This window comes from Candidatus Pelagibacter sp. HIMB109 (assembly GCF_052048155.1).
In the GTDB taxonomy this organism is placed as follows: Bacteria; Pseudomonadota; Alphaproteobacteria; order Pelagibacterales; family Pelagibacteraceae; genus HIMB114.
The window spans coordinates 1-26,771 of sequence record NZ_JBNAIK010000007.1 but is presented as its reverse complement, the minus strand read 5'-3'; the positions used below and the strand labels follow the sequence as shown (position 1 = coordinate 26,771).

The 26,771-nt window shown below is 28.1% G+C and carries 27 protein-coding genes; 9 read left to right on the top strand and 18 right to left on the bottom strand.

The features are described 5' to 3' along the window. Positions 1–1,062, bottom strand: a complete 1,062-nt coding sequence (zapE, locus tag ACTTAQ_RS05065; RefSeq protein WP_440696127.1) for a cell division protein ZapE — start codon at positions 1,060–1,062, stop codon at positions 1–3. A 42-nt stretch (positions 1,063–1,104) separates the two neighbouring features. On the opposite strand from zapE, the gene ACTTAQ_RS05060 reads away from it, so the two are divergent. Further along, positions 1,105–1,869, top strand: coding sequence for an NAD kinase (locus tag ACTTAQ_RS05060; RefSeq protein ID WP_440696125.1), 765 nt, complete (start codon positions 1,105–1,107; stop codon positions 1,867–1,869). Here ACTTAQ_RS05060 and ACTTAQ_RS05055 read toward each other — a convergent pair. The 7 genes from ACTTAQ_RS05055 to sufB are packed head-to-tail and all read right to left on the bottom strand — an operon-like array spanning position 1,859 to position 7,599. Beyond that, positions 1,859–2,194 carry a HesB/IscA family protein gene (locus ACTTAQ_RS05055; RefSeq protein ID WP_440696124.1) on the bottom strand — a complete coding sequence of 112 codons (336 nt, stop codon included), beginning with the start codon at positions 2,192–2,194 and terminating at the stop codon, positions 1,859–1,861. The genes ACTTAQ_RS05060 and ACTTAQ_RS05055 overlap by 11 nt on opposite strands. Then, on the bottom strand, positions 2,191–2,502 hold the full coding sequence (locus ACTTAQ_RS05050; RefSeq protein WP_009360363.1) for an iron-sulfur cluster assembly protein: 312 nt from the start codon (positions 2,500–2,502) through the stop codon (positions 2,191–2,193). The genes ACTTAQ_RS05055 and ACTTAQ_RS05050 overlap by 4 nt, the downstream gene beginning before the upstream one ends. Further along, positions 2,499–2,957 carry a Fe-S cluster assembly sulfur transfer protein SufU gene (gene sufU / locus ACTTAQ_RS05045; protein WP_440696121.1) on the bottom strand — a complete coding sequence of 153 codons (459 nt, stop codon included), beginning with the start codon at positions 2,955–2,957 and terminating at the stop codon, positions 2,499–2,501. Before sufU ends, ACTTAQ_RS05050 begins: the two co-directional genes overlap by 4 nt. Beyond that, a complete protein-coding gene (locus tag ACTTAQ_RS05040; protein WP_440696119.1) occupies positions 2,958–4,166 on the bottom strand; it encodes an aminotransferase class V-fold PLP-dependent enzyme in 1,209 nt (402 codons plus the stop codon). Positions 4,167–4,168: 2 nt separating this feature from the next. Beyond that, on the bottom strand, positions 4,169–5,410 hold the full coding sequence (locus tag ACTTAQ_RS05035) for a SufB/SufD family protein (RefSeq protein WP_440696117.1): 1,242 nt from the start codon (positions 5,408–5,410) through the stop codon (positions 4,169–4,171). Continuing rightward, complete coding sequence (sufC, locus tag ACTTAQ_RS05030; RefSeq protein WP_440696114.1) at positions 5,411–6,148, bottom strand: Fe-S cluster assembly ATPase SufC; 738 nt, start codon at positions 6,146–6,148, stop codon at positions 5,411–5,413. Beyond that, the gene (gene sufB / locus ACTTAQ_RS05025) at positions 6,148–7,599 is read right to left on the bottom strand and encodes a Fe-S cluster assembly protein SufB (RefSeq protein ID WP_009360368.1); all 1,452 of its coding nucleotides are present in this window, start codon (positions 7,597–7,599) and stop codon (positions 6,148–6,150) included. The genes sufC and sufB overlap by 1 nt, the downstream gene beginning before the upstream one ends. Positions 7,600–7,695: 96 nt before the next feature. Between sufB and ACTTAQ_RS05020 the strand changes: the two genes are divergently transcribed. Further along, entirely contained in the window at positions 7,696–8,352 is a 657-nt protein-coding gene (locus tag ACTTAQ_RS05020) for an alpha/beta hydrolase (RefSeq protein WP_440696112.1), read from the top strand. Here ACTTAQ_RS05020 and ACTTAQ_RS05015 read toward each other — a convergent pair. After that, positions 8,339–9,415 (bottom strand): anhydro-N-acetylmuramic acid kinase, encoded by a 1,077-nt coding sequence (locus ACTTAQ_RS05015; RefSeq protein ID WP_440696110.1) that lies wholly within the window; start codon positions 9,413–9,415, stop codon positions 8,339–8,341. The genes ACTTAQ_RS05020 and ACTTAQ_RS05015 overlap by 14 nt on opposite strands. Before the next feature lie 45 nt (positions 9,416–9,460). Here ACTTAQ_RS05015 and tyrS point away from each other — a divergent pair, with 45 nt between their 5' ends. Continuing rightward, the gene (tyrS, locus tag ACTTAQ_RS05010) at positions 9,461–10,699 is read left to right on the top strand and encodes a tyrosine--tRNA ligase (protein WP_440696108.1); all 1,239 of its coding nucleotides are present in this window, start codon (positions 9,461–9,463) and stop codon (positions 10,697–10,699) included. Here the strand turns inward: tyrS and ACTTAQ_RS05005 are convergent, their stop codons facing one another. The 3 genes from ACTTAQ_RS05005 to ACTTAQ_RS04995 all read right to left on the bottom strand — a co-directional run bounded on the left by ACTTAQ_RS05005 (position 10,700) and on the right by ACTTAQ_RS04995 (position 16,377). Continuing rightward, complete coding sequence (locus ACTTAQ_RS05005) at positions 10,700–12,943, bottom strand: hypothetical protein (RefSeq protein ID WP_440696106.1); 2,244 nt, start codon at positions 12,941–12,943, stop codon at positions 10,700–10,702. Beyond that, positions 12,943–14,035 (bottom strand): peptide chain release factor 2 gene (gene prfB, locus ACTTAQ_RS05000; RefSeq protein WP_440679393.1). Its coding sequence is split into 2 segments (ribosomal slippage): positions 12,943–13,977 and positions 13,979–14,035, totalling 1,092 coding nucleotides; the frame shifts between segments, so codons are not numbered across the junction. Before prfB ends, ACTTAQ_RS05005 begins: the two co-directional genes overlap by 1 nt. Continuing rightward, positions 14,035–16,377 carry a penicillin-binding protein 1A gene (locus ACTTAQ_RS04995; RefSeq protein WP_440696104.1) on the bottom strand — a complete coding sequence of 781 codons (2,343 nt, stop codon included), beginning with the start codon at positions 16,375–16,377 and terminating at the stop codon, positions 14,035–14,037. The genes prfB and ACTTAQ_RS04995 overlap by 1 nt, the downstream gene beginning before the upstream one ends. Positions 16,378–16,489: 112 nt before the next feature. On the opposite strand from ACTTAQ_RS04995, the gene ACTTAQ_RS04990 reads away from it, so the two are divergent. Further along, the gene (locus tag ACTTAQ_RS04990) at positions 16,490–18,322 is read left to right on the top strand and encodes an Rne/Rng family ribonuclease (protein WP_440696102.1); all 1,833 of its coding nucleotides are present in this window, start codon (positions 16,490–16,492) and stop codon (positions 18,320–18,322) included. A gap of 10 nt (positions 18,323–18,332) precedes the next feature. Here ACTTAQ_RS04990 and ACTTAQ_RS04985 read toward each other — a convergent pair whose 3' ends face one another. Together ACTTAQ_RS04985 and thiS are read right to left on the bottom strand one after the other, a co-directional pair. Further along, positions 18,333–19,103: a thiazole synthase gene (locus ACTTAQ_RS04985; protein ID WP_440696100.1), complete on the bottom strand. Its 771-nt coding sequence runs from the start codon at positions 19,101–19,103 to the stop codon at positions 18,333–18,335. Next, on the bottom strand, positions 19,103–19,303 hold the full coding sequence (gene thiS, locus ACTTAQ_RS04980; RefSeq protein WP_440679397.1) for a sulfur carrier protein ThiS: 201 nt from the start codon (positions 19,301–19,303) through the stop codon (positions 19,103–19,105). The genes ACTTAQ_RS04985 and thiS overlap by 1 nt, the downstream gene beginning before the upstream one ends. A gap of 31 nt (positions 19,304–19,334) precedes the next feature. Here thiS and aroQ point away from each other — a divergent pair, with 31 nt between their 5' ends. The 3 genes from aroQ to accC are packed head-to-tail and all read left to right on the top strand — an operon-like array spanning position 19,335 to position 21,521. Continuing rightward, positions 19,335–19,775, top strand: coding sequence for a type II 3-dehydroquinate dehydratase (gene aroQ / locus ACTTAQ_RS04975; protein WP_440696098.1), 441 nt, complete (start codon positions 19,335–19,337; stop codon positions 19,773–19,775). Next, positions 19,765–20,178 carry an acetyl-CoA carboxylase biotin carboxyl carrier protein gene (locus ACTTAQ_RS04970; RefSeq protein ID WP_440696096.1) on the top strand — a complete coding sequence of 138 codons (414 nt, stop codon included), beginning with the start codon at positions 19,765–19,767 and terminating at the stop codon, positions 20,176–20,178. The genes aroQ and ACTTAQ_RS04970 overlap by 11 nt, the downstream gene beginning before the upstream one ends. Next, on the top strand, positions 20,175–21,521 hold the full coding sequence (gene accC / locus ACTTAQ_RS04965) for an acetyl-CoA carboxylase biotin carboxylase subunit (protein ID WP_440696094.1): 1,347 nt from the start codon (positions 20,175–20,177) through the stop codon (positions 21,519–21,521). The genes ACTTAQ_RS04970 and accC overlap by 4 nt, the downstream gene beginning before the upstream one ends. On the opposite strand, the gene ACTTAQ_RS04960 is transcribed toward accC, so the two are convergent. Next, the gene (locus ACTTAQ_RS04960) at positions 21,518–21,901 is read right to left on the bottom strand and encodes a DUF2155 domain-containing protein (RefSeq protein WP_440696092.1); all 384 of its coding nucleotides are present in this window, start codon (positions 21,899–21,901) and stop codon (positions 21,518–21,520) included. The genes accC and ACTTAQ_RS04960 overlap by 4 nt on opposite strands. After that, positions 21,886–22,239 carry an NADH-ubiquinone oxidoreductase subunit NDUFA12 family protein gene (locus ACTTAQ_RS04955; RefSeq protein WP_440696090.1) on the bottom strand — a complete coding sequence of 118 codons (354 nt, stop codon included), beginning with the start codon at positions 22,237–22,239 and terminating at the stop codon, positions 21,886–21,888. The genes ACTTAQ_RS04960 and ACTTAQ_RS04955 overlap by 16 nt, the downstream gene beginning before the upstream one ends. 93 nt (positions 22,240–22,332) lie before the next feature. Between ACTTAQ_RS04955 and ACTTAQ_RS04950 the strand changes: the two genes are divergently transcribed. Then, positions 22,333–23,151, top strand: coding sequence for a TSCPD domain-containing protein (locus ACTTAQ_RS04950; RefSeq protein WP_440696089.1), 819 nt, complete (start codon positions 22,333–22,335; stop codon positions 23,149–23,151). Here the strand turns inward: ACTTAQ_RS04950 and aspS are convergent. Beyond that, positions 23,148–24,935, bottom strand: a complete 1,788-nt coding sequence (gene aspS / locus ACTTAQ_RS04945; RefSeq protein WP_440696087.1) for an aspartate--tRNA ligase — start codon at positions 24,933–24,935, stop codon at positions 23,148–23,150. The genes ACTTAQ_RS04950 and aspS overlap by 4 nt on opposite strands. A gap of 50 nt (positions 24,936–24,985) precedes the next feature. Between aspS and ACTTAQ_RS04940 the strand changes: the two genes are divergently transcribed. Beyond that, positions 24,986–26,044: a hypothetical protein gene (locus tag ACTTAQ_RS04940; RefSeq protein WP_440696086.1), complete on the top strand. Its 1,059-nt coding sequence runs from the start codon at positions 24,986–24,988 to the stop codon at positions 26,042–26,044. Here ACTTAQ_RS04940 and ACTTAQ_RS04935 read toward each other — a convergent pair. After that, entirely contained in the window at positions 26,028–26,684 is a 657-nt protein-coding gene (locus ACTTAQ_RS04935) for a hypothetical protein (protein WP_440696084.1), read from the bottom strand. The genes ACTTAQ_RS04940 and ACTTAQ_RS04935 overlap by 17 nt on opposite strands. Between the last annotated feature and the right edge of the window lie 87 nt (positions 26,685–26,771).

Here is a 26,771-nt window from a genome sequence, read left to right as displayed (position 1 = left end):
TTAGGTCACCATTGGTGATGTGAGCTCATATAATCTACTTTTAGTTCTTTTAAAAACAAACTCTAATGCACTAGCAGAACTGATATCTTCTAATGAAGTTTTTGAACTTACCATTAGTTTTATTCTATTTTCATAAAAGACGTCGATTAAAGTAATGAAACGTTGCTGTTGATTTGCAATTCCTTCATGAAAATTTGGAATGTTTTCAATGATGATAAATTTACAAAATTTTGCAATCTCAATATAGTCTTCTGCACCAAGGTTTTGATCACATAGTTCTTTAAAATCAAACCTTGCTACACCATCATAAAATTGTTCAAGTGGAAACTTTCTTCCTCTAATAATAATTTCTTTTTGTAGTTTCTTTCTATCCTTTGTAAGTTTTCTAAATAATTGATTAATACTTGATAAAGCCTTTTTATCATTTGGGTAAAAGAAACGATTAATTTTTGTGACATCTTGTTTTCTAAAATCAACGTCGCCTTTAAGTTCGTACTCATGAATTTTTTCTTTAATCACTTTTAAAAAAGGTAAAAATTGTTCTCTTTGCAACCCATCTTTATAAAGATCGTTAATTTTTATATTTGAAGTAATTAAGATAAATATTTTTTCATCAAATAAACTTTCAAATAACTTTCCTAAAATCATGGCATCAACGATATTCGTGACTTGAAACTCGTCAAAATATAGAAAATCTATTTTTTCTTTTAATGCTCTTGCATATTGAGTAAGTAAATTTTCTGCTTTGTCATTTTTTTGGTTTTGTTGAAGATAATCATGCACTTCAATCATAAATTTATTAAAATGAGTTTTTTTCTTTTTAGTATCTAAGTACTGATAAAACTCATTACAGATCATGGTCTTACCCACTCCAACATCACCATGAATATAATAACCAAGCTGAACAGGTGCTTTTGAAAATAATTTTTTTAACAGTGTTTTATCTTGCTTTATAATGGCATCAAATTCTTCAAATTTTTCAACTAAATCAAGCTGTTCGTTGTTTTTTTTAATGCTGTTTTTTTTGCAAAAGCTTTCAAATGCCTGTTTAAATGATTTCATATTTTTAATTCGAATATGTTATAACAAATTTTAATACCAATAATGAAGTCTATAAATTTACATATAATTGCTGATAAAACTAAAAAAGGTGAAAAAGTCAGACAATCATTAATAAAATCTCATTCAAATTCTACTCCTGCTGCCTGTGACTATATTGTCGTCATTGGTGGAGATGGTTTTATGCTCCATAGCTTAAAGAAACTTCAAAAATACAATAAGCCCTTTTATGGGGTTAATACGGGTAACAGAGGTTTTCTTTTAAACAAACATGACGCTGGAAATATTATTTCAAAAATAAAAAAATCATCACCAATAAGTTTGTATCCACTGGAAGCAAAAATCAAAACTGCAAACACAACAAAAAAAATAATAGCTATTAATGAAGTATCCATTTTCAGACATAGTAAACAAACCACTAAACTAGAAATTCAACTTGATAAGAAAAAAAGAATTAAAGAACTTGTTGGTGATGGAGTGTTAGTCGCGACACCTGCGGGCAGTACGGCTTATAATTTATCTGCCAAAGGGCCTATTTTAAATTTAGATAGTCAGTATTTAGCGGTCACACCTATTAGTCCTTTTAATCCAAGAGGTTGGAGGGGTGCAATTGTATCCAACCAGTCAAAAATTATTATTAAAAATCTAGATTCTAAAAAAAGACCAGTCAATGCAGTTGCTGATAATATTGAGGTTAAACATATAAAAACTGTGGAGATTAAATTAAATAAAAATAAAAAATTTATTCTACTTTATAATAAAAAGTTTGGCTTAAAAGAAAGAAATTTAGCTGAACAATTTAAATTTTAAAAGACTCACCGCATCCACATCTTTCAGTTTCATTTGGATTATTAAACACAAATGATGATGTAAATTTATCAACTTTATAATCCATCTCAGTACCAAGGAGATACATAATTGCTTTTGGATCAATAAAAACATTTACGCCTTCAACTTCAATTTTTTCATCTCCATCAACAAGTTGTTCAACATAATTCATATCATAAGTCATTCCAGCACAACCTCCTGATTTAACTGATATACGTAAACCTAAGGCATTTTTATATTCATCAGAACTCATGATTTCTTTAAGTCTTGTTTTTGCTTGATTTGAAAATGTTAATATTGAACTCATAAGCCTAATTCCAATCTTGCCGCCTCTGACATTTTAGTTTTATCCCAAGGTGGTTCCCAAACAATTTTAACTTCTACTTCTTCAAGTTCATCAATTTCTTCAACAGTTCGTCTTACTTGCATTGGTAAAGTTTCAGCAACTGGGCAATGTGGACTGGTTAATGTCATATCAAGTGAAGCTTTTTTTCCATCGATTTTAACATCATAAATTAAACCGAGTTCATAAATATCAACTGGAATTTCTGGATCATAAACTGTTTTTAATTTCTCAACAATTTTATCCATTAATTTTGTATCTTGCTCATTCATACTTTTGCCTCTGTATTATAATTATCACGATTCAAAGCTGCATTAAAGGTAGACCAGCTCATCGTTGCACATTTTGAGCGCATTGGAAATTTTTGTAATTCAGAAAAAGTCATTAATAATGTTTTTTCCTCATTATTTAGTAAATCAAAATTAAACTCTTTATTTTCAACCATTTTAATAAAATTTTCTAAGATATTTTTTGAGTCTTGTACTGACTTTTTATTTAAAACTTTTGTTAGAATAGAAGCTGATGCGATTGAAATTGCACACCCTGTTCCTTGAAAACAAATTTCATCATTAATATCATTCTTAATATTTGTAAAAATTTCAACCTTGTCTCCACACAAAGGATTGTTACCGTTAGCTTGATGGGTACAAGTTTTAAGTGATTTAAAATTAAGTGGATTTTTACTGTGTTCTAAAATGGTCTGCTGATAAATTCCAATCTCACTCATTTAACCAAAAATCTTCTGACATTTTTTAATAGCCTCATCTAAAACTAAAATGTCATCTTTATTATTATAAACTCCAAATGATACTCGAACTGATGAATTCGCATTTAATCTGTCATGTAAAATTTGACAGCAATGATGTCCTCCCCTAACTGCTACGCCCTCCTGATCAAATATAGTGGATACATCATGAGAGTGAATATTTTTAATATTAAATGAAAATACACTTCCTTGCTCTTTAGGTGAACCAACAAACTCCACTGCATTATTTTTTCTAAGTGTCTCTAAAGCAAAATCCTTTAATTGATCTTCATATTTACAAATCTTTTGTTTTCCTATCTGATTTATAAAATTAATCGATTCCTTTAAAGCCACAACTTCTGCAGTTGGCATAGTTCCAGCTTCAAATTTCCAAACTCCTTTTGCATAAGCAACGTCATCTTTTGATACAAAATCAATCATACCGCCGCCTCCGATAAAAGGATCAAAAGATTCTAACCATTTATACTTTACATAAAGCAAACCCAGTCCTGTTGGACCATACATTTTGTGAGCTGAAAAGGCGTAAAAATCACACCCCAGTTCTTGCATATCTGTTTTTAAATGAGCAGCACCTTGTGTTCCATCAACACAAACTGGAATATTATGTTTATCTGCAATTTCTTTAATTTTTTTTATGTCAACAATCGTACCCGTTACATTTGACATATGTGTTACAGCTATAATTTTTGTTTTATCAGTAATTAATTCCGGAAGTTTATCAATCAGTAAATTTCCATCATCATCTACTGGAATAAATTTGATTACTGCGTTTTTCTTTTTTCTAATAAAGTGCCACGGAACATAATTTGCGTGATGTTCTAACTCAGTTGATATAATTTCATCTCCTTCATTGATAAATTTTTCTCCAAAACAATGAGCGATTAAATTTAATGACTCTGTTGAATTCTTTGTAAAAATGATTTCTCCATCATCTTTACAGTTAATAAATTTTTTTAATTCTTGTCTTGTCTCTTCATATTTCTCAGAAGCATTAGATGCTAACTGATAAATACCTCTTCCAACGTTTGCAAATTCATATGAATAAAACTCATTCATTTTATCAATAACTGATTTTGGTTTTTGTGATGAGTTTGCACTATCAAGGTAAGTTAAATTTTTACCTTTAATTTTTTTTTCAAAAATTGGAAACTGGTCTTTAACGTCTATCATTTCTAGGCGTTATTAATTTCATTTAATTTATTGTAAAAAATATTTCTCACATCTTCATTTTTTACTTTATTTATCACTTCAGCTAAAAAACCTTCAATCATCATACGTTTTGCTTGTTGCTCATTAATACCTCTTGATCTTAAATAAAATATAGATTCTTGATCAATACTTCCAGAAGATGAACCATGAGAACATTTTACATCATCAGCATATATTTCTAATTCAGGTTTAGATAAAAATTTTGACCTGTCTGATAATAATAATGCTCTTGATAATTGATACCCGTCAGTCTTTTGAGCTTTTGAATCGACAAAAATTTTACCTTGAAAGGCTGCAACAGAGTCATCATGAAGTGCAGATTTTACAAACTGAGAACTTCTCGTGTTTTCTTCATTATGATTGATTTCCCATTTAATTTCATGAAAACATTTTTGACTTAAATGCTGAATGTTATTCAGTGATACGAATGCATTTGTTCCATTCAAATTTGCGATGATTTCATCACGGCAAGAACTCACATTATGAGAAAAGTTAAATTTTTCAAACTCAGAGTTTTGTTTTAAATTTGATCTTATAAAATTATAAATTGTTTTATTATTATTTGTACTATTTAAATAATATTTTACTAAATTAGCATCTTGTTCTAATTCAATGTCTAAATTTTTAGTAAAGAATAAATCTTTTTCATCTTCAAAAATATTTTTTTCATAAATTTCAGCTTTTGAATTTTTATCCAGATAAATAAAATTTTTATTATTGATATTGTTTCCATCAAAATTTTTTGAAAAATAATTATAAATGACTATTGGTTTTTTAATATTTGCATTACTATCTGCTTTGATTTCAAATCCAGGTGCATAGAATGCATTATTAAAATCTAAGATTTGATTTTTTTTAATCTCATAAAATTGATCTTGTTTATATTTAGTAATTTCTAAACCATCTTCTTTAATATCTTCACTAATAAGTACTCCGTCTTTTAACAAAATTTTATAATGATCAAATTTTTCAAAGTGAGTATCATTAAAAGATTTGTCCTGATTTAGAGAAAACTTTAAATTTTGAAACTGAATAAGGTCTTTTGATAAAGGTGAATATTTCCAATGCTCTTGCTTTAAGCTTGGAACTCCTTTTTGACAAAATCTTTCAAATGCATCAACACGTGATTGTATACTTTCAGAATTAATGAATTCTAAATTTTTAAATCCTTCAAAATGATTTTTAAGTTTTTCTAAATCGTTCATTTAACTTACAAATTTAGCGTAACCATCGTTTTCTAATTCCAACGCTAGTTTCCAATCACCACTCTCAACTATTTTTCCATCAGAAAACACATGGACAAAATCAGGCTTAATGTAATTTAACAATCTTTGGTAATGCGTAATAATTAAAAATGATCGTTCAGGTGATCTCATTGCATTAACACCATTGGATACGATTTTTAATGCATCAATATCAAGGCCAGAGTCAGTTTCATCCATAATAATAAAGTTTGGCTCAAGTAATGACATTTGTAAAATTTCATTTCTCTTTTTTTCACCGCCAGAAAAACCAACATTAAGTGGTCGAGATAACATTTCTTTATCAATCTTTAGTTTTTGAGATTTTTCTTTAACCAAGTTTAAAAATTTAACTGCATTTAACTCTTTTTCACCTTTTGCTTTTCTTACAGCATTTAGTGAGGTTCTTAAAAAATTGTTTGTAAAAACTCCTGGAATTTCGATCGGATATTGAAATGCTAAAAATATTCCTTTTTGGGCTCTTTCTTCAGTATTAAGTTCTAATATATTTTCGTTATTATAATTAATCTCTCCTTCAGCCTCGTACCCTTCTTTTCCTGATAAAGCGTAAGATAATGTACTTTTTCCAGATCCATTTGGACCCATGATGGCATGAACTTCACCTTTGTTAATTTTAAGATTTAGTCCTTTAATAATGTCTTTATCTTCAACGCTTACTTTTAAATTTTTAATATCAATCATTAACCAACACTTCCTTCTAAACTAATTCCAACTAACTTTTGAGCTTCAACTGCAAACTCCATTGGTAATTGCTGTAATACTTCTTTACAAAAGCCATTTACAATTAAACTCACCGCTTCTTCTTGGTTTAAACCTCTTTGTCTACAGTAAAACAATTGATCATCACTAATTTTTGAAGTTGTAGCTTCATGTTCAACTTCTGATGAGGAGTTTTTATTTTCAATATAAGGTACTGTATGAGCTCCACATTTGTTTCCAACTAAAAGAGAGTCACACTGGGTAAAGTTTTTTGATCCCGTTGCTTTTGGATGAACTGAAACTAAACCTCTATAAGTATTATCAGCTTGTCCAGCAGAAATTCCTTTTGAGATAATTTTACTTTTAGTATTTTTTCCAAGGTGTATCATTTTTGTACCTGTATCTGCTTTTTGAAAATTATTTGTAATCGCAACAGAATAAAATTCGCCCTGGGAGTTATCACCTCTTAAAATACAACTTGGATACTTCCAAGTAATTGCAGATCCTGTTTCAACTTGCGTCCATGAGATTTTAGAATTTTTTCCTCTACAATCTCCTCTTTTGGTAACAAAATTATAAATTCCACCTTTTCCTTCTTTGTCTCCTGGATACCAATTTTGAACAGTTGAATATTTTATTTCTGCACCATCTAACGCAACTAATTCTACATTTGCAGCATGAAGTTGATTTTCATCTCTCATGGGTGCCGTGCAACCCTCAAGGTAAGACACATAACTATCTTTATCTGCAATAATAAGTGTTCTTTCAAACTGACCTGTATTTTGAGCATTAATTCTAAAATATGTTGAAAGCTCCATAGGACATCTCACACCTGGTGGGATGTAAACAAATGATCCGTCTGTAAAGACTGCAGAATTTAATGTTGCAAAAAAATGATCTGTAACTGGAATAACTGAGCCTAGATATTTTTTAACAAGTTCTGGGTGTTCTCTTGTTGCTTCTGAGATTGAACAAAAAATAACACCAATTTCTTTTAACTTATCTTTAAAAGTTGTTGCAACAGAAACAGAGTCAAATACAGCATCAACAGCAACACCTGATAATCTTTTTTGTTCTTCTAACGGAATACCTAGTTTGTCATAAGTTTTTTTAATTTCTGGATCAATTTCATCTAAAGATTTTGGTCCGTCTTTAAAACTCTTTGGAGCAGAATAGTAATATAAATCTTGGTAGTTAATTTTTGGGTATTTTGGTTTTTGCCAATCAGGCTCTTCCATTTTTTGTAGCCTGTTATAAGCATTTAATCTCCAGTCTAACATCCACTGGGGTTCTTTTTTTTGTTTGGAAATAAATCTTATCGTCTCTTCAGATAAACCCTTAGGAACTTCAATAGTATCAATATCAGTTACGAAGCCATGATCATATTCTGACCTGTCTTGATACTGTTGTATTATTTCATCACTTGCGCTCATTTTAATCCCTAAATTTAGTTAATTCCCCTTCGAAAAAACTTTATTTTTAAAGGTTACTTATGATATAAGCCACCTTCTTTAATTTACAACTATAGTATGAAACTTAACAATTCTGAAATATTTATCAACGGCCCAGACGGAAAATTAGAAGCAAAATACGTTCAAAGTAAGAGAGAGAATGCTCCGTTGGCGGTCATTTTGCATCCTCACCCAGAGTATGGCGGCACGATGAATAACAAAGTAGTATATCACGCATATCACACATTTTTAAAAAATGGTTTTTCAGTTTGTAGATTTAATTTTAGAGGCGTTGGAAAGAGTGAAGGAAAATTTGATAATGGTCTTGGCGAGTTATCAGATGCGGCAGCGGCACTAGATTTTATTCAAAGAAATAATGCAAACTCAAATGAAAGTTGGGTTATTGGATTTTCATTTGGTGCACTGATTTCAATGCAACTATTAATGAGAAGACCAGAAATTTTTAGATTTATTTCAATCTCACCTCAACCCAATATTTTTGATTTTAATTTTTTAGCACCATGTCCCACATCAGGTCTTGTCATTCACGGTGACCAAGATCAGCTTGTGCCCAAAGATACAATGATTGTTCTAAAAGAAAAATTAGTTAGTCAAAAAAATATTACCGTTGATTTTAATGAAATCAAAGGTGCTAATCATTTTTTTACAGGTAAAGAAAAAGACTTAGTTGATTGTATTGATGGTTATATCAAAAAAGAATCTAGACTGTTTTAATTTCTCCGCCACTTATAGGATTTGCAACTCCAGTTGTCTCTGGGAAAGTAATTGGTAATTTATTTACTGATCTTGCAGCTAAATATGCAAAAGCTTGAGACTCTATAAAGTCTCCATCATAACTAAATTCATCAATATCAAATGCTCTACCTTTTAAATAATTCATAATAGCTTTATTTTTACGTCCACCACCAGAAATTAGAACTTTATTAATTTTTTTTTCATTTAAAAAAGTTAAAATTAAATTTGCAGTAATATAAGACAAGGTTGAAAGTCCAAAATCTTTATCTAAACTTCTAAATTCTGAAATAGAAAAATCATTAAAATCATATGATGCATTCTCATTAAAGCTAAAACGATCAATATAATTATTAGCTAAAATTAAATCTGGTTTAGACATTAGTGATTTCTCGCCGTCCTTATCATAATCAATATTAAAAAACATCTTACTCCATTCATCTAAAAGACAATTTCCAGGACCTATATCAGTTGCAAATAATTTATCTTTTTGAATGTAGCTAATATTTGATATCCCTCCAATATTTACTACTGCATCAAAGTTTTTATTTTTTAATTGCTGTAAAATAAATTGATGAAAAACAGGAGCTAAGGGTGCGCCCTGTCCTCCATATTTAAGATCATTTTGTCTAAAATTATAAACAATAGGTATTTTAAATTCTTTTGATAATTTTTCAGTATTTCCTAATTGATAAGTAAATTGTTTTTTTGCATCATGAAACAATGTAATCCCATGAAAGCCAATTAGATTAACTTTGTTTTCACTCTTTAAAATCAATTCTTTTATTAGTTTGATATGAAGATTGGTAATTTTGTCTTCTGTTTGTGTAAATAATTTTGTTTTTTTAATTTCAATTAAATCTTCAGGATTTTTAATGCTATTTTTTATTTGTTTTAGATTGTTCTTTAACTCATCATCAAATTGCTCGTATAGATTATAATGATTATTATAAATATCTTTTCCATCAGTTGTAGCTAAAGAAATATCAATCCCATCAAATGATGTTCCTGACATAGTGCCTATAGAATTGAAGGTTTTGCTCATATTTATAACTTTAAAATAGTCATTAAATACTGTATTCAAAAAAAAATGACAGTGAATGCGCTAAATATATTTAAAAATCGTGGTTATTTTTTTCAATGTACGAATGAAGAGGCATTAAACAAATTACTGGGTAATAAGAAAATTCATTTCTATATTGGCTTTGACTGTACAGCAAAGTCTCTGCATGTTGGTAGTCTTCTCCAAATTATGTGCTTAAGACAATTACAAAAGCTTGGGCATACTCCTGTAGTTTTATTAGGGGGTGGCACTACACTTATTGGTGATCCATCTGGAAAAGAAGAAAGTCGAAAGATATTAACTGAGGATGTTATTGAGCAAAATGTAACCAGTATAAAAAAAGTATTTTCAAGTTTTTTATCAAATGAAGGTGATAACAAAGTAGTTTATGTAAATAATAAAGATTGGTTAAAGGATTTAAATTATATCGAATTTTTAAGAGATTATGGAAAGCATTTTACTATTAATAGAATGCTAACTTTTGATAGTGTAAAGCTTAGACTTGATCGTGAGCAATCTCTAAGTTTCTTAGAATTTAATTACATGATTTTTCAAGCTTATGATTTTATGAAGCTTTATGAGACACATAATTGTTTATTGCAAATAGGGGGCTCTGATCAATGGGGTAATATTGTAAATGGAGTTGAGCTTATCAGAAGAACAAAATCAAAAGAAGCTTATGGTCTTACCACACCTCTAATCACAACTTCTTCAGGAGCCAAAATGGGCAAAACTGAAAAAGGTGCAGTTTGGCTAGATAAAGAACTTTTATCTTCCTTTGACTATTGGCAGTTTTGGAGAAATACGGATGACAGAGATGTGATTAATTATTTAAAATTATTTACTGAACTTTCTGAAGAAGAAATTGAAAAATTGTCCAAATTAGATGGTGCAAATATCAATGAGGCTAAGATCATTTTAGCTAATGAGGCTACAAAAATGCTACACGGTAAAGAAGAGGCTGAAAAAGCATTGGAGACATCAAAGAAAACTTTTGATGATAAAAGTTTTGATGAAAATCTTCCAACTTTAGAGATCAAAAAGAATGAGTTGGAAAAAGGAATTTCTCTAAAAGAAATGTTGATTAAAATTGGTTTTGCAACATCCAATAGTGATTTTAAAAGAAACTTTCAAAACGCTGCTTATAAAATCAATAATAAAAATGTAACTGATGAAAACCAAGCATTGACTATTGATAACCTGGATGGAGATACGATTAAATTATCATTTGGTAAAAAAAAGCATCACTTAATAAAAGCAAAATAATTATTTTTTAAATACAGCTAAAAATCTCTGTACAAATCTTGGTGTAATAGTTCTTATTGGATTAACTTCAGTTTTAAGTTCTTTTGTACCTTTGATCTTAAAACTGGCTCCAAAAATACCATCTCCCTTTTTACCTGTTAAAACTTTTCCAATTATAGGTATGCCTCTTACAATATTATTTATTGTATTAGCTGGTGCAAGACTACCTGATAAACTTGTAAAATTATCTTTACCTACCCTTCCTTCAATAATAAATCCAAGTGAGGGACCAGTTCCATAACATTCTATAATTTTTAATTCATTATTTCGTAATTCATACTTCAAGTATGCTTCTTTAAAGAAAATTCCCTTTCCTTCCAAAACATCTAAAGCGCCAGTTAATGATGCAATGGATAAAATGTTTGTAAGTATTGGCATTTCTTTTAAATAAAAATTATTTATCTTTATTTCAGTTACAGAAAAATCCTTACTTAAAGTCTCTCTTCTAATATCAAGAGTTCCTTTTTCTAAGCCTTTTAAAAATTCATAATTTGATAAAAACGGCTTTGCCTTATCGCTTCTGATAATTAATTCTTTGTTACCTGCTTTATTATTTTTAACCTCATGAGAAAAGGTGGTTAGATCATCAAAATTAGCAAATGAATTAAGTTTTGTAATAGTTCCTTTTTTAACCAAACTGGTATTTTTATAATTAATTAAAGAAGCGCCAGGTAAAAAAATTCTTTTTAAATCTACTTTTAAAGACCCGTCAATCATTGAATTAAATTCAACTTCTTTATTTCTTTCTCTTTGATTTAAAACTCTTCTTAAATCTAATTTTTCACCTTTAATTAAATAACTTCTTTTATTCTGAGTAACACGAAGTTTATTATTATCTCCTAAATTAATTTTAATATTATCAAAATCTTTTAAATTAAATTTTTCATCAAGATATATGGACTGAATATTTATTCGGTCATTTTTAGAAACAAAATTTAATTTTGAAATTTTGATATTTTTATTATTTTTATAAAAAACAAAATTTAATTTTGAATTAACACCTTTATTTTTAGTATAATTAAAAAGTGATAAATCAACCTCTGAATTACTTAAATCAAGTGAAATTTCGATATTAAATTTATTAAAATTTTTTAGTTTTGTTTTGATATTATAATTTAGATCATCTTTAATTAAAAAATCATTTTTTTTAAAAAATATCTCTTTTAAATTAACTTCGCCATTTAATTTAATATCAAAAAAATCTTTTGAATTCTTTCTATTAATAATAAAGTTATTTTTTTTATTATTTAGGATAAAATCACCATTAGCAACAAGTTGTCCTTTACGATCAAATTTAATTAAAGAATTAATATTTTTAAAATCAAATTCATATGGATCGCTATATTTAAAATTAAGATTAGTAGTATTTAGATTGAATTGAGTTTTGTCTTTTATAACTTTAAAATTATTATCAAATTGTATGTCGAGATTAGAATTCAAAGATAATTGACCGCCAATGTCTTTGATTTTTTCTAAGTTTAAATTTAATAAACTAGTGGAAATTTTATTCAAATTTAAAGAAGATTTTAACTGACCGTCTATATTAATGTTGCCGCGTAATTCTCTATTATCAATTGAATAACTGACTTCATCAGATTTTACACCAAAAGTTCCAAAAACCCCAATTACATTAGATAATACTATTTTATTGTTTTCAAAATCAATATTACCGGTCAAATCTTTGACAAAAGGAATATCCTCGTAGATATCAATTGAAACATTATTTAATTCACCTGTAAAACTGGTTGATACTTTTTGTTTTTGAAACTGATCAATTACTAGATTACCTTTTGCAATACCGTCTAAAAACTTTGTTTGATCTAAAACAGGTACTTTTTTGATTAATGACGTTTTTTTTAAATCCAATATTTTGTTATCATCAAAATCAATTTCTATTTTTTGTAACAAATATTGTTCTTCAAAAGATGATTTTAAATCTGAAAAAATTGTAAAAGATTTTAAATTTATACTTTGTCTATCAACCGATATGTCAGGTTTATTAATTTTTATTTTTAAACCTAAAGTAAAAATATCTAATGAAATATTAGCTTCTTTAAAGTTAGCTTTTGAATTTGGAATACGTTTTTCTATTTGGGTAATAATTTTATTATTAAATTTATCTGTTGAAATTCCATAAGATAATACAACTAGTGTGATAAAAATTATAAAAATTAAAGCTGATAGTATTTTAAAAAATAGTTTCATTAATTTATTTTAATTAAAGCTGACTCTAAAAATTCTCCAATTTCACCGTTTAGCACATCGTCTGGACTTGTGCTTTCAACATTTGTTCTATTATCTTTAACAAGTTGATAAGGTTGTAAAACATAAGATCTAATTTGATGCCCCCACCCAATATCAGTTTTACTATCTTCTGCAGATTGAGCTGATTCTTCTCTTTTTTTTAATTCAAGTTCATACAATCTTGATTTTAACATTTTCATTGCAGTGTCTTTGTTTTTATGTTGCGATCTTTCATTTTGACATTGAACAACAATCTTAGTTGGTAAATGTGTTATTCTAACGGCACTATCAGTTGTATTCACGTGTTGTCCACCTGCGCCACTTGAACGATATGTATCAACTCTCAAATCTTTTTCTTTTATTTCAATTTCAATTTTATCATCAATTACTGGATAAACCCAAACACTTGCAAAACTTGTATGTCTCCTTTGATTTGAATCAAAAGGTGATATTCGAACTAATCGATGAACTCCACTTTCATTTTTTAAATAACCAAAAGAATTTAGTCCACCAATTTTAATTGTGGAAGATTTAATACCAGCTTCTTCACCTTTGCTTTCACTAATTAACTCACATGATCGGTCTGTTTTTTCTGACCATTTTAAATACATTTTTCTAATCATATCAGCCCAATCTTGACTTTCTGTACCCCCTGCTCCCGCGTGGACTTCTAAATAACAATCAAATTTATCAGCATCGCCTGACAAATAACAATTTGCCTCTAGAGATTTAATTTTTTTAGTTAATTCTTTTAGAGATTTTTTTAATTCAGAATAAAGTTCTTCATCAAATTCTTTTTCTAAGGATATGATAAACTCATTTAAGTCGTTGTAAATTTGATTTTGGTTTTTAAATTCAGTTACAATTTTTTCAATTGTGTTTTTTTCTTTTAATATCTCTTGTGCTTTTTGGTTGTCATCCCAAAAATTTTCTTCAATAGACTTTGCTTCTAATACTTTTAATTTTTCTTCAAGTGAATTTTGGTCAAAGATACCCCCGGATATTTTTTAATGAATTATCCAACTTTGACAGTGTGTTTTTTTCTTCTAACATTAATATTCTCTTAAAATTTGATTAGAATTATAGCTATCGATATTTGTATCTAATTTAAAGCTTTCGTTGATAGAATTTCTTTGGTCTTTAGACAACTTTCTTCCAGTTTTTGAACTTATCTTTGCAAATTTAACCGTCTCTGGTGGTTTAAAAAAAGGTATAAAATTATTTGGTTTTAACTCTTTCATTATATCGTAAAAAATAGGCAATGCAGCTTTAGATCCTGTTTCTTTTTTTCCAAGAGTTGAGGGTTCATCAAAGCCTACATAGACTCCAACTAATAATTCGGGTGTAAATCCAACAAACCAAGCATCTAAATTATCATTTGTTGTTCCTGTTTTACCAGCAAGCTCTAGTTTGAGTTTTTTTAATTTTTTTCCAGTTCCTCTTTCAACAACTCCTTTTAGAATATTAACCATTTGATAAGAAACATCTTCATTAAATACCCGTTCATACCTATCTTCTACTGAAGGAGGTTTTTCATTTTCAAAACTATCGTTGCACCCTAAACAAAATAATTTTTCATTTTTATAAATAGTTTTTCCTTCTCGGTCCTGAATTAAATCAATTAATGTTGGCTCTAGTCTTTTTCCCCCATTAACAAAAGAGCCATACGCTGAAGTAATTTGTAAAAGTGTTGTTTCTCCAGATCCTAAAGACGAAGATAAAATATTTGCCGTATTTTTATAAATACCAAGCTGCTTTGCTTTACTATTTATTTTATTTAATCCAATGTCGTTTGCTATTCTAACAGTCATTAGATTATTTGATTTTTCTATTCCATATCTAAAAAGTTGTTTTCCATTAAAACGTCCAGAATAGTTTTTGGGTTTCCATTTATATTCATCTTTATTTTGATAAATAACAAAGGGTGCATCAAGAACTACGGAGTTTGGTTTATAATTGTTTTCTAGAGCTGCAGCATAAACAAAAGGTTTAAATGCTGAACCTGGTTGTCTTTCGGCTTGCGTAACTCGATTAAATTGATTTAAGTTAAAATCAAAACCACCAGATAATGCAAGAACTCTGCCACTCCATGGGTTCATTACAACTACAGCTCCATTTGCTTTTGGAATTTGTTCTAGTGACCATAAATTAGTTTTTTTTAATTTTTTAACATAAACAATATCACCAACATTAAAAATATCTTCCATATTTTTTGGAAAACCTTCGTGTAAATCTTGGGTTATTCTTTTTTTTGCCCATTTAGTATTTTCAAATAAAATAATTCCTTCTTTATTTGTATCAGTAAAAATTTTAGCTTTATTTTGATCGATATTTTCTATTAAGGCTAAATTAAAATCTCTTGATTTAAGTTTTCCATTTTTTTTGAGTTGATTAAATTTTTCTCTAGTATAGTTTTTATATAAAGGTCCAGTCCAACCGTGTCTTTTGGAATATAAAATAATATTTTTTTTTAATGCTGAGCTTGTAACTTCTTGAATTTTTTTATTTAATGAAGTTTTTACAAACAAACCTTGCCTGTAAAGTTTTTTATCTCCATACTGATCTATTAAATTTTTTCTCACTTCTTCGACAAAAAATGCGGGCGAAGTATCTATATTTAGATCTCTCTTTTTTAATTTAATTTTATAATTTAAAGATTTTTGCAACTCTTCCTTGGATATAAAACCATTATCTTCCATACGTTTTAAAACCCAATCTTTTCTACCCTTAACCGTATTAAAATTTCTGTATGGATTATATTTACTTGGGGCTTTTGGAAGTGATGCCAATAAAGCAGCTTCAGCATTATTAATATCTTTAATTGATTTATCAAAATATGTCATGCTAGCAGATGCTATTCCATAGGATCTTTCTCCTAGGTAAATCTCATTTAAGTATAATTCTAATATTCTTTTTTTTGATAATACCTTTTCAATTCTAAAAGCTAAAATTGCCTCTTTTACTTTTCTTGCAAGTGATACATCAGAGGTTAGTAAAAAATTTTTTGCAACTTGTTGGGTAATAGTAGAAGCGCCTTCTAACCTATTTCCTGAAATTATGTTTTGAACATTCTTTATTACCGCTCTTGTAATCCCTATTGCATCTATTCCTGGGTGTTCATAAAAATTTTTATCTTCTGCTGATAAAAATGCATTGATTACTCTTTTGGGAACTTGATCGATCTTTACAAAGGATCTTCGCTCTCTAGAAAAGTCTGCGATCACATCTCCGTCAATATCATAAACTTTTGTTGATACTGGTGGCTTATAAGTTTTTAAAAAACCAAAATCTGGTAGATCATTTGAAAAATACCAAAACAGGGAAAAAATTAAAAAAAGACCTAAAAATGAAAAGATTAGAAATAAAGCGATAATCTTATTTAAGTAATTTCCCATAAATTTTCTTTAAATAATATTTAAATGATATAAATATGGCAATTATTACTATGTTTAAAAATTTTATCAAAAAAACAATGCAAACAAATTTAAAATTTAAGAGAGATTTATTATGGATAAAAAGATTCTTATTGATGCTTCACAAGAGAAGCAAACAAGGGTTGCGATCACAAATAACGGTAATGTTGATGGCTATGAATTTGAAAACATCAATAAAAAGCAACTAAAAGGAAATATTTACTTAGGAAAAGTAAGTCGAATAGAACCATCTTTGCAAGCAGCTTTTGTTGACTTTGGCAATGAGCGTCATGGGTTCCTGGCTTTTAACGATATTCAATCTCAATATTATCAACTACCACAGTCTGACAAGGATGCTTTGAAGCAAGAAGAAGAGGAAATCAGAGAAGAATTAAACAAAGCAACAGAGAATATTGAAGAAAACCAGAATGAAGATCAAGAAGCATTAGATGAAATTGCACAAGTAGATGTTCAATCCAATACTGACGAAGAAAATCAAGTAAGTGATGAAATTTCCGAGGTAGAAAATATTGAAAACAACAATACCCTAAATGAGAACCAACTTGATAAAAAAATTGAAAAAATCAGAAGTAAAAGGAAAAAAAGATATAGAATTCAAGAAGTCATTAAGCCTGGGCAAGTAATTTTAATTCAAATTGTAAAAGAAGAGAGAGGAAAAAAAGGAGCTGCTCTTACAACTTATATTTCGCTTGCGGGAAAATATATTGTTTTGATGCCAAATACTGCAAAAGGTGGTGGTATATCTAGAAAGATTTTTAACTCGCAAGATAGAAGACATATAAGAGAAATCATTAATTCACTAGAAATTCCAAAATCTATGGGTTTAATTGTAAGAACTGCTGGAGCTAAAAAAACCCAAAATGATATAAAAAATGACCTAGAAGTTTTGATTGGCATTTGGGATAAAATTAAAGATAAAACTTTAAAATCAAACGCACCAAATTTAATTCATGAAGAAGGAGATTTAATCTATAGATCTATAAGAGATTTTTTAACCTACGATACTGAAGAAATAATTATTGACGGTAATGATGCTTATGAAAAAGCAAAAAATTATGCGGATATAATTGCCAAAGATTCTTTGCAAAAAATAAAAAAACATAAAAATAAAATTCCACTTTTCCATTCAACAGGAATAGAAAAGTATTTGAATAAAATTTACGACTCTAGAGTAACTCTTAAATCTGGGGGTTATTTAATTATCAGTCCAACAGAGGCTTTGGTCTCTGTTGATGTTAACTCGGGTAAAGCAACAAAAGAGAGGAATATTGAAAAAACGGCACTTGCTACAAACATTGAAGCTGCCGAAGAAGTAGCTAGACAAGCAAAACTAAGAGATCTTGCTGGTTTAATAGTTATCGATTTTATTGATATGGAAAATTATTCCAACAGAAGATTGGTAGAAAGAAAAATGAAAGAATCCTTAAGATCAGATAAAGCTAGGACACAAGTTGGAAGGATAAGTAATTTTGGCTTACTTGAAATGACAAGACAGAGATTAAGGGAAAGCTATATTAAATGGGAGACTGTACTATCAAAAGAGTCTTTTTGTGAAAAGATACTTAGAAAAGTAGAAGAGAAAATATTTGATATTCCAAAAGTCAAAAAAGTAGAAGTTGAATTGTCACCAAAAACCATTCTTTATATGAAAGAAAATATGAGTGATGAGATTGATTTTTTTGAAAAAAAATTCAAATTCAAAACTACTTTTGCAAAAAACGAAAATCTTCTCTCAAGAGAATTTAAAGTAAATTTCTTAAATAATAAAAATAAAATATTGGATACATATTCAGAGATTTCAATTAAATTAGAAGAGCCTGAGGATCTAAAAGATACTAAAAAAAACAAGAAATTTAGAGGCAATAAAAAATATAAGAATACAAAAAAGAAAAAAATAAAAAAATAATTTTTATTACTTAAATTTTTCTTTTATGAGTTGTTGAATTTTTAGCTAAGAAAGACTTTTCCATAATTCCAGATAAATAAGATAATCTTCCAGCTTCAACTGCTAATTTCATAGCCTCTGCCATTAAAATTGGTTTGCTTGCTTTAGCTATTGCAGAATTTACTAATACCCCGTCACAACCTAGTTCCATTGCAATACTAGCATCGGATGCACAACCAATTCCCGCATCAACTATTACTGGAACTTTAGAGCGTTTTTTTATTAGTTTGATATTATTTTTATTTGGAATACCGTGCCCAGAACCAATTAAAGATCCAAGAGGCATTACTGCTACTACTCCTATTTCTTCAAGCTGTTTGCAAGCAATGGGATCATCTGAACAATAAACCATCACATCAAATTTTTCTTTTACCAAAATTTTAGCGCACTTTAATGTTTCTTCCATATTGGGGTATAAAGTTTCTTGATCTCCTAAAACCTCAAGTTTAACTAAATTCCAACCCCCACTATCTCTTGCTAACCTCAAAACTCTTAAAGCGTCTTCAGAATTAAAACATCCCGCTGTATTTGGAAGGTATCTAATTTTTTTTGGATTAATGTAATCCATTAATAGCGGCTCTTTTTTATTTGTAATGTTAACTCTTCTTACGGCAACTGTAACCATGTCAGCGCCAGAAGCTTTAATAGCCTTTGCTGTTTCAGAAAAATTTTTGTATTTTCCCGTTCCAACAATTAATCTAGATTTAAATTTGTATTTACCTACTCTAAATAAATCTTTCATTAACCGCCTCCAATAAAAGTAACAACTTCAACTTTATCATTTTTTTTAAACTTAAAATCTCTATATTTTTCCTTTGGAATAACAACTTTATTTACTTCAATGGCTACTTTTGATGATTTAATATCAATTTTCTTTAAAAGGATATTGATTGTATCTTTTTCATTGATTGAAAATTTTTTGCCATTTAAAACAATATGCATTATTAAAGCTTAATATTTTTCAATTAATAAAATGTCAAAAAAAATAGAAATTATAAATGGTCCAAATATAAATCTTTTGGGTAAAAGAGAGCCAGAGATTTACGGTAATCTTACATTGAAAGATATAAATAACCAAATTAAAGACTATGCTAAAAAACTAGAACTAAATGTTTCTTTTTTTCAATCTAATGTAGAAGGTGAAATTGTGAACAAAATTCAAGAATGTGATAAATCGGATGGATTAATAATAAATGCTGCTGCTTTTACTCATACCTCAGTGGCAATTCATGATGCTTTAAAAAGTTTAAATATACCTAAAATAGAAGTTCACATTTCTAATATTTATAAACGTGAGGAATTTAGGCATAAATCATTAATAAGTAATGTAGTTGATGGAATAATTTGCGGTCTTGGAATTAATAGTTATAAATTAGCGTTGCAAGGTGTGAAAAATATCATTGATGAAAATTAATAAAGATAAAATCAAGGAATTAGTTAAAATTTTAGATGAACTTAATCTAACTGAATTAAGTTACTCTAATGGAAAAGAGAGTATCAAAGTAGGAAAAGGTACATTGTCAGCACCAAGTGTAGTTTCATCAAACAATTTAGCTTCTGCTCCAACAAAGTCTTCTGAAAAATTTAATGGAGTAAAAAGTCCAATGGTAGGTACAGCTTATCTTGCACCTGAGCCTGGGGCAAAACCTTTTGTTACTGTTGGATCAAAAGTAAAAAAGGGAGATACAATTCTAATTATTGAAGCCATGAAAACAATGAACCATATACCTTCAACACAAGATGGTGTTGTGGAAGAGATTTGTGTTAATGACGGTGAATCTGTCGAGTTTGATCAAGAATTAATCAAAATTAAATGATAAAAAAAATACTCATCGCAAATCGCGGTGAAATTGCTGTAAGAGTAATAAGAGCTTGCAAAGAACTTGGTATTAAAAGTGTAGCTGTACATTCATCGGCAGATAAAGACGCAATGCATGTTCAACTGGCTGATGAAAGTGTTTGTATTGGTCCACCAAAAGCAAGTGACAGTTACCTTAGTATTCCAAATTTATTATCTGCTTATGAATTAACAGGATCTGACTCAATTCATCCTGGGTACGGTTTTTTGTCTGAAAACTATGAGTTTGCTAAAATTCTAGAAGATCACAAAATTAATTTTATCGGACCATCTTCAAGTTTAATAAAAAAAATGGGTGATAAAATTGAAGCAAAAAAAATCGCTAAAGAATTAGGCCTGCCAACAATTAAAGGTTCGGACAAAGGCATTACGGATATTTACGAAGCTAAAAAAATGGCAGAAGAAATTGGTTACCCTGTACTAATTAAAGCTGCTGGTGGCGGTGGTGGAAAGGGTATGAAAATTGTTTATGAAAGTAAGGAATTAGAAAAAAATGTAATTGATGCAAAAAGTGAGGCTAAAAAATTTTTTAACAATGATGAAGTTTTTATTGAAAAGTTCTTTCAAAATCCAAGGCATATTGAAGTTCAAATTTTATCTGATGGAAAAAAAGTTGTTCATCTAGGTGAGAGAGATTGTACTGTCCAAAGAAGATATCAAAAGCTAGTTGAGGAAAGTCCAAGTCCTGTTTTAACAAATGAGGAGAGGAAAAAACTTTTAGAAAATTCTGTAAATAGTATTTTAAAACTTGGCTATAAAGGCGCAGGTACTTTGGAGTTTATTTATGAAAATGGTGAATTCTTTTTTTTAGAAATGAATACCAGACTTCAAGTTGAGCACCCGGTTTCGGAGGCAGTAACAGGCGTTGATTTGGTAAAAAGACAAATTGAAATAGCATCAACTGGCAATTTAGAACTAGATCAATCACAAATAAGTTTTAATGGTCATGCAATTGAGTGTAGAATTAATGCAGAAAATTATAAAAAAGATTTTCAACCTAGTGCTGGAAAAATAACATCTTGCCATATCCCGTCAGGACCAGGAACTCGAGTAGACTCCGCAATTTATCAAGGGTATGTTGTACAGCCATTTTATGACAGCATGATTGCAAAGCTAATTTCTCACGGAAGAGACAGAGAGTCAGCTTTGGCAAGATCTCTTCGAGCTTTAGATGAATTTGTAATTTCTGGTATCGATACCACAATTGACTTGCATCAAGAAATATTAAAACATAAAGATTTTCTAAGCTTCAACTATGATGTCAATTGGTTGACGAAATCAGACATCTTAAATAAAAGTTAGTTACAACTTTTTAATGAAATATCGTAATTTGGATGCTCTATTTCATTAATTGATGAATTTGAGGCAAACATCCAATTATTAAATAAAAAAACTCTATCTTTAGTTTGATTTTTAACATCTTTAATTTGTACTAAAGCAGAGGTTTCTAAAAACCCTTTCCTGGTATCAAGAACACACTTATCAATAAAAATTTCAAAATCTTTAATATTTTTTAAAATTTTTAAATTAATTTTTTCAGTGGTTAATCTTGAAGTTATTTTGTCAATAATTTTTATCTCAGCATAATTATTATCATTGTTTAAAATTTTTACTAATTCATTTCCAAATGATGAAAAGCTAAAAATAAATAAATAAATAAATATAATTATTTTGGTTGCCATCTTTTGTAGGGCAATTTTTTTTCGTGCTGAGGAACATAAGCTTGATTAGTACCAGTAAGATTTTTTTTATGTTCTTTCTGCCAATTAAAATTATTAAATTTGACCTGATCTGGTGTAGTTTTAATTATTTTATGTAACCAAGAATGCCACTCGGGAGGTATTGTTGAGGCATCAACGATACCATTGTAAATGACCCATCTTTTTGTATCATTTTTATTTTGATAATATTTATTTCCATAACGATCTTTTCCGACCATGTTTCCATAAACTAAAGTTTGCAAGAATGTTCCCAATGTTTGTCCATTCCACCAAGAAAAAATAATTTTAAATAAATTCATTAACACAATTGAAAGTTGTTTTTTTTTAAATGGACTTATAACAAAGAGTCACTTAGAAAACTATTTTAATATTAACGATTCTTAAAGGAAAATATGAGTAAATTTGTAGCTGAAAGTTTTTATACGTGTCTTTTTAAAATAAGTCATAAACTAAATGAAATAAGTAATGAGTCTCTGAAAGAAATTGACAAAAGGGATGATGGAAAATTTGAAATTATTGATGTTAAATTTAATAAAAGAAAAACTAAAGCTATAGGGGATGTTAAAAATACTTCAAAAAAGGCTCAAACTGAAGACCTTAAAGATTTAATTCAAAATAGTGTAAATGAAGCGCCAAAAAGCTCAGGTGTAGAAAATAATTTAAACGACAAGAATTTTAATTTCAGAAGAAGAATGCCTGATAGAAGAAAGGCATATATTCAAAAAGCGACAATTGATGACAATAAGGTTTACTTGCATATTGGAGAGTATGAAGATGGTAAGATTGGAGAAATTTTCATTGATACTAATAAAGAAGGTGAACTTGTAAAATCAATGATGAATAATTTTGCTATAGCAATATCACTAGGGCTGCAATACGGAGTTCCTTTGGAAGAATATGTTGATGCATTCATTGATACTAAGTTTGAGCCATCTGGTAAAGTTCATGGTAATGACAGAATTTTAAGTGCAACATCTATATTGGACTATATCTTTAGAGAATTAGCGATCTCTTACTTAGGTAGAGAAGATTTAGCCCATACTCCATCAATTAAAAAAGCTGAATCTTCGGAAGCTTCAAGCCCAGAAGAAGCCAAATTTCTTGATGTACTTAAAAATGTTACAAGTAAGGGATTTGTAAGAAATCAATATAAAGAAAAGTTAGTAGATCTTACAAATGTGAGATTAAATATTAAAAGTAAAAAAGCCTAATCTTTTTTTGTTGTTTTAATATTAAGATCTTTAAGTTGGCTTTCTTTAACTGATGATGGTGCGTTCATCATTAAATCTTGTGCATTTTGATTCATAGGAAACATAGTAACTTCTCTGATATTTTTCTCATCAGCAAGTAACATTATAATTCTATCAATACCCGGGGCTATACCTCCATGTGGTGGCGCTCCATAACTAAAAGCATTTATCATACCTGAAAATTCTGTATCTACTTCTTCTTTTGAGTAACCAGCAACTGAAAAAAGTTTATACATTAAATCAGGTTTATGATTTCTAATTGCACCAGAAGATAATTCTATTCCATTACAAACAATATCATATTGATAAGCTTTAATATTAAGTGGATTATCAAAGTCTAAATTTTCAATATCACCTTGCGGCATAGAAAATGGATTATGACTGAAAGATATTTTTTTCGTTTTTTCATCGACTTCATACATTGGATAATCAACAATCCAACAAAAGGCAAACTCATCTTTATTAATCAAATTTAAATCTTCGGCAATTTTTGTTCTAGCAAGCGATAAAATTCTTTCAACTTCACTTTGAGAACCGCATGCAAAAAATATACTATCTCCTATTTCAGCACCTGTAATTTTCATAATTTCTTTTAATGAGTCCTCTGAAAACAATTTTCCAATTGTACTTTTACCAGAAATTTTGCCATCACTTTTCTCAAAAGAAAAATAAGCCAAACCAGATGCACCTTCACTTCTTGCCCATTTATCAATTCCATCAAAAAAACTTCTGGGTTTTTCTACTGTTTGTTTAGTTACAATTGATCTTACAATATTTCCTTTAGAGACTAGTTTTTTAAATATTTCAAATTTAACATCCTCACGCTTAAATATCTCACTTACATCTGAAATTACCAATGGGTTTCTCAAATCTGGTTTATCAGTTCCATACTTTAGCATTGATTGTTCATAAGGTATTCTTGGAAAAACTTTATTAATTATTTTTTTATTAGAAAATTTTTCAAAAACGCTTGAAAGTAATTTTTCTAAAATATCAAAAACCTGATTTTGATTAACGAAAGACATCTCAATATCTAATTGATAAAACTCTCCTGGGCTTCGATCAGCTCTCGCATCTTCATCTCTAAAACATGGTGCAATTTGAAAATATTTATCAAAACCCGCAACCATTATAAGTTGCTTAAATTGTTGTGGAGCCTGTGGTAGCGCATAAAATTTTCCAGGGTTTAATCTGCTTGGAACTAAAAAATCTCTTGCCCCTTCTGGACTTGATGAAGTTAAAATTGGAGTTTGAAATTCTAAAAAACCAAATTTTTTCATTTCATCTCTTATAAATGAAATCACCTCTGATCTTAAAATAATGTTTTTATGAATTCTTTTTCTTCTTAGATCTAAATACCTGTACTTTAACCTTATATCTTCGGAATAATCTTCATCCAAAAATACCGGTAACGGCAATTCTTTTGCTGATCCAAGTATTTCAAAATTATTTATCGATATTTCAATTTCACCAGTTTTTAAATCTTTATTAATAGTTTCACTTGATCTTTCTAAAACTAGGCCTTCAATCTTAACAACTGTCTCCAATGAAGTTTTTTCAATATTTGAAAAACTTTTATGACCCTTTTCAATTACACACTGACTAATGCCATAATTATCTCTCAAATCTATAAAAAGTAAATTTCCATGATCTCTTTTTTTATGTATCCATCCAGATAAAATCACATTTTTATCTTTATGGGATTTATTTAATTCTCCACAAGTATGTGTTCTATAAGTTATCATTTAGGATAAATCCTAATATATACAAAAAATACAAAAAACAAGAAAATATAATGATTGTAAATAATCAAAAAAAATTAGAATTATTTGAAAAATATTTTAACAAAAAAAATTGTTTATGTGTTGATACTGAATTTGAAAGAAAAAAAACTTATTATTCAAAGCTATCAATAATTACAATTTCTGATGGACAGAAAATTTTCATATTTGATTTATTAAAATTTCCAGATCAAATTAAGACCATTAGAGAAATATTTAAATCAAAGAAAAAGGTCAAAATAATACATGGGGGAATGCAAGATATAGAAATTTTTCTTAATCATAATGTTAATATTGAACCATTTTTCGATACTCAAATAGCAAGTGGATTCTTAGGATTGGATAAAAATATTTCATACGCAAACTTAGTAAAAAAATATTTTAAAAAAGTTTTGGATAAAAAACATCAAAATGAAGATTGGTTGAAAAGGCCACTGTTAAATTCTCAAATAAAATATTTAGAGCATGATGTAAAATATTTAAAAAAAATGTACTTAATACAAATCAAATTGCTTAAAAAAGAAAAAAAACTTAATTTTGCTAAAGAAGAATTTTCTCTAATATTAAAAAAAATAAAAAATAATAATGGGATTAATTCAAAATTTAAAAAGAAATTAGGTATTCAATTATATAATAATAAAAATTTTATAAATCTTATTAAAATAAGAGATGATTTAAGTAAGAAAAAAAACTTACCAAAAAATTGGATATTAAAAGATGAGGAAATCATTACAATAATTAAAAATAAATCTTTTCATGCAATTAAAAAAAACAAAATTTTTTCCCAAAATCAAATAAAAGATATTACTAATTTATTAAAAAAACTTTCAAAAATAAGGGTTAAAAAAGAGAATAATGAAATTCAAATTAAGAGTTTAGAATTTTTTAGATTTTTAGTGTCAAAAAAATATTCTATTGATCAGAATTTGATTGCATCTAAATTTGATATTACTGAATATAAAAGTATTAAAAAAAATTCCAAATGGAGAAATAAAATTTTTTATGACTTATATGAAAAAATTATTACAGGTAAAAAGAAATTTCTTATCAAAGATTTCAAACCATTTCGTTAAGAACTTCATTAATTAATTTATAATCTATTTTTTTTTTCTTAATTATACTCTTATCATTTAGTTTAAGTAAAAATTTTTCAATACTTGAATAAGATCTATCTACTTTTTTTACAATATATTCTACTAAATCTTTTTTTATAACAATCTGATTATCAGAAAAGTATTTTAATATTAAAGAATATATAAGATCATCGCTTGGATTTTGTATTTCAATCAATAAAAACTCTTTCAATCTAGACTTCAAATCTAATAATTTAATCTCTAACATAGTCAATGGTTCTCTTGATGATATAATTAAATATTTCTTATGAAGTATAAAATGATTTATTAATGAAAAAAATTTATCTTCACTAATTTGAAAACCATCTAAAATAAGTTTATCAAGAAGAAAAAGCTCATCATATTTCTTTTCAAAATCTTCTTTGTTGCTTATGTAATTAAATTGATTTTTTTTTTTAAATAATTGTAAAATAAATGATTTTCCAGATTTTTTTTCACCAACAATATTAATTAATTTGGTTTCCCAATTTGGAAATTTATCTAGGAAATTTAATACATTGCTGTTTGATGTATCTCTAATTAAGTTCTCTTCAAAAAAATTTTTAGTATTATTAAAATTAAATATACGTTGTTCAGTCATTTTTTTTTAAAATTATATTTCCATTTTTATTTTCAACAATTAAATTAAATTCTAACAAAGATTCTATGAAATTGACCTTGGAACCTG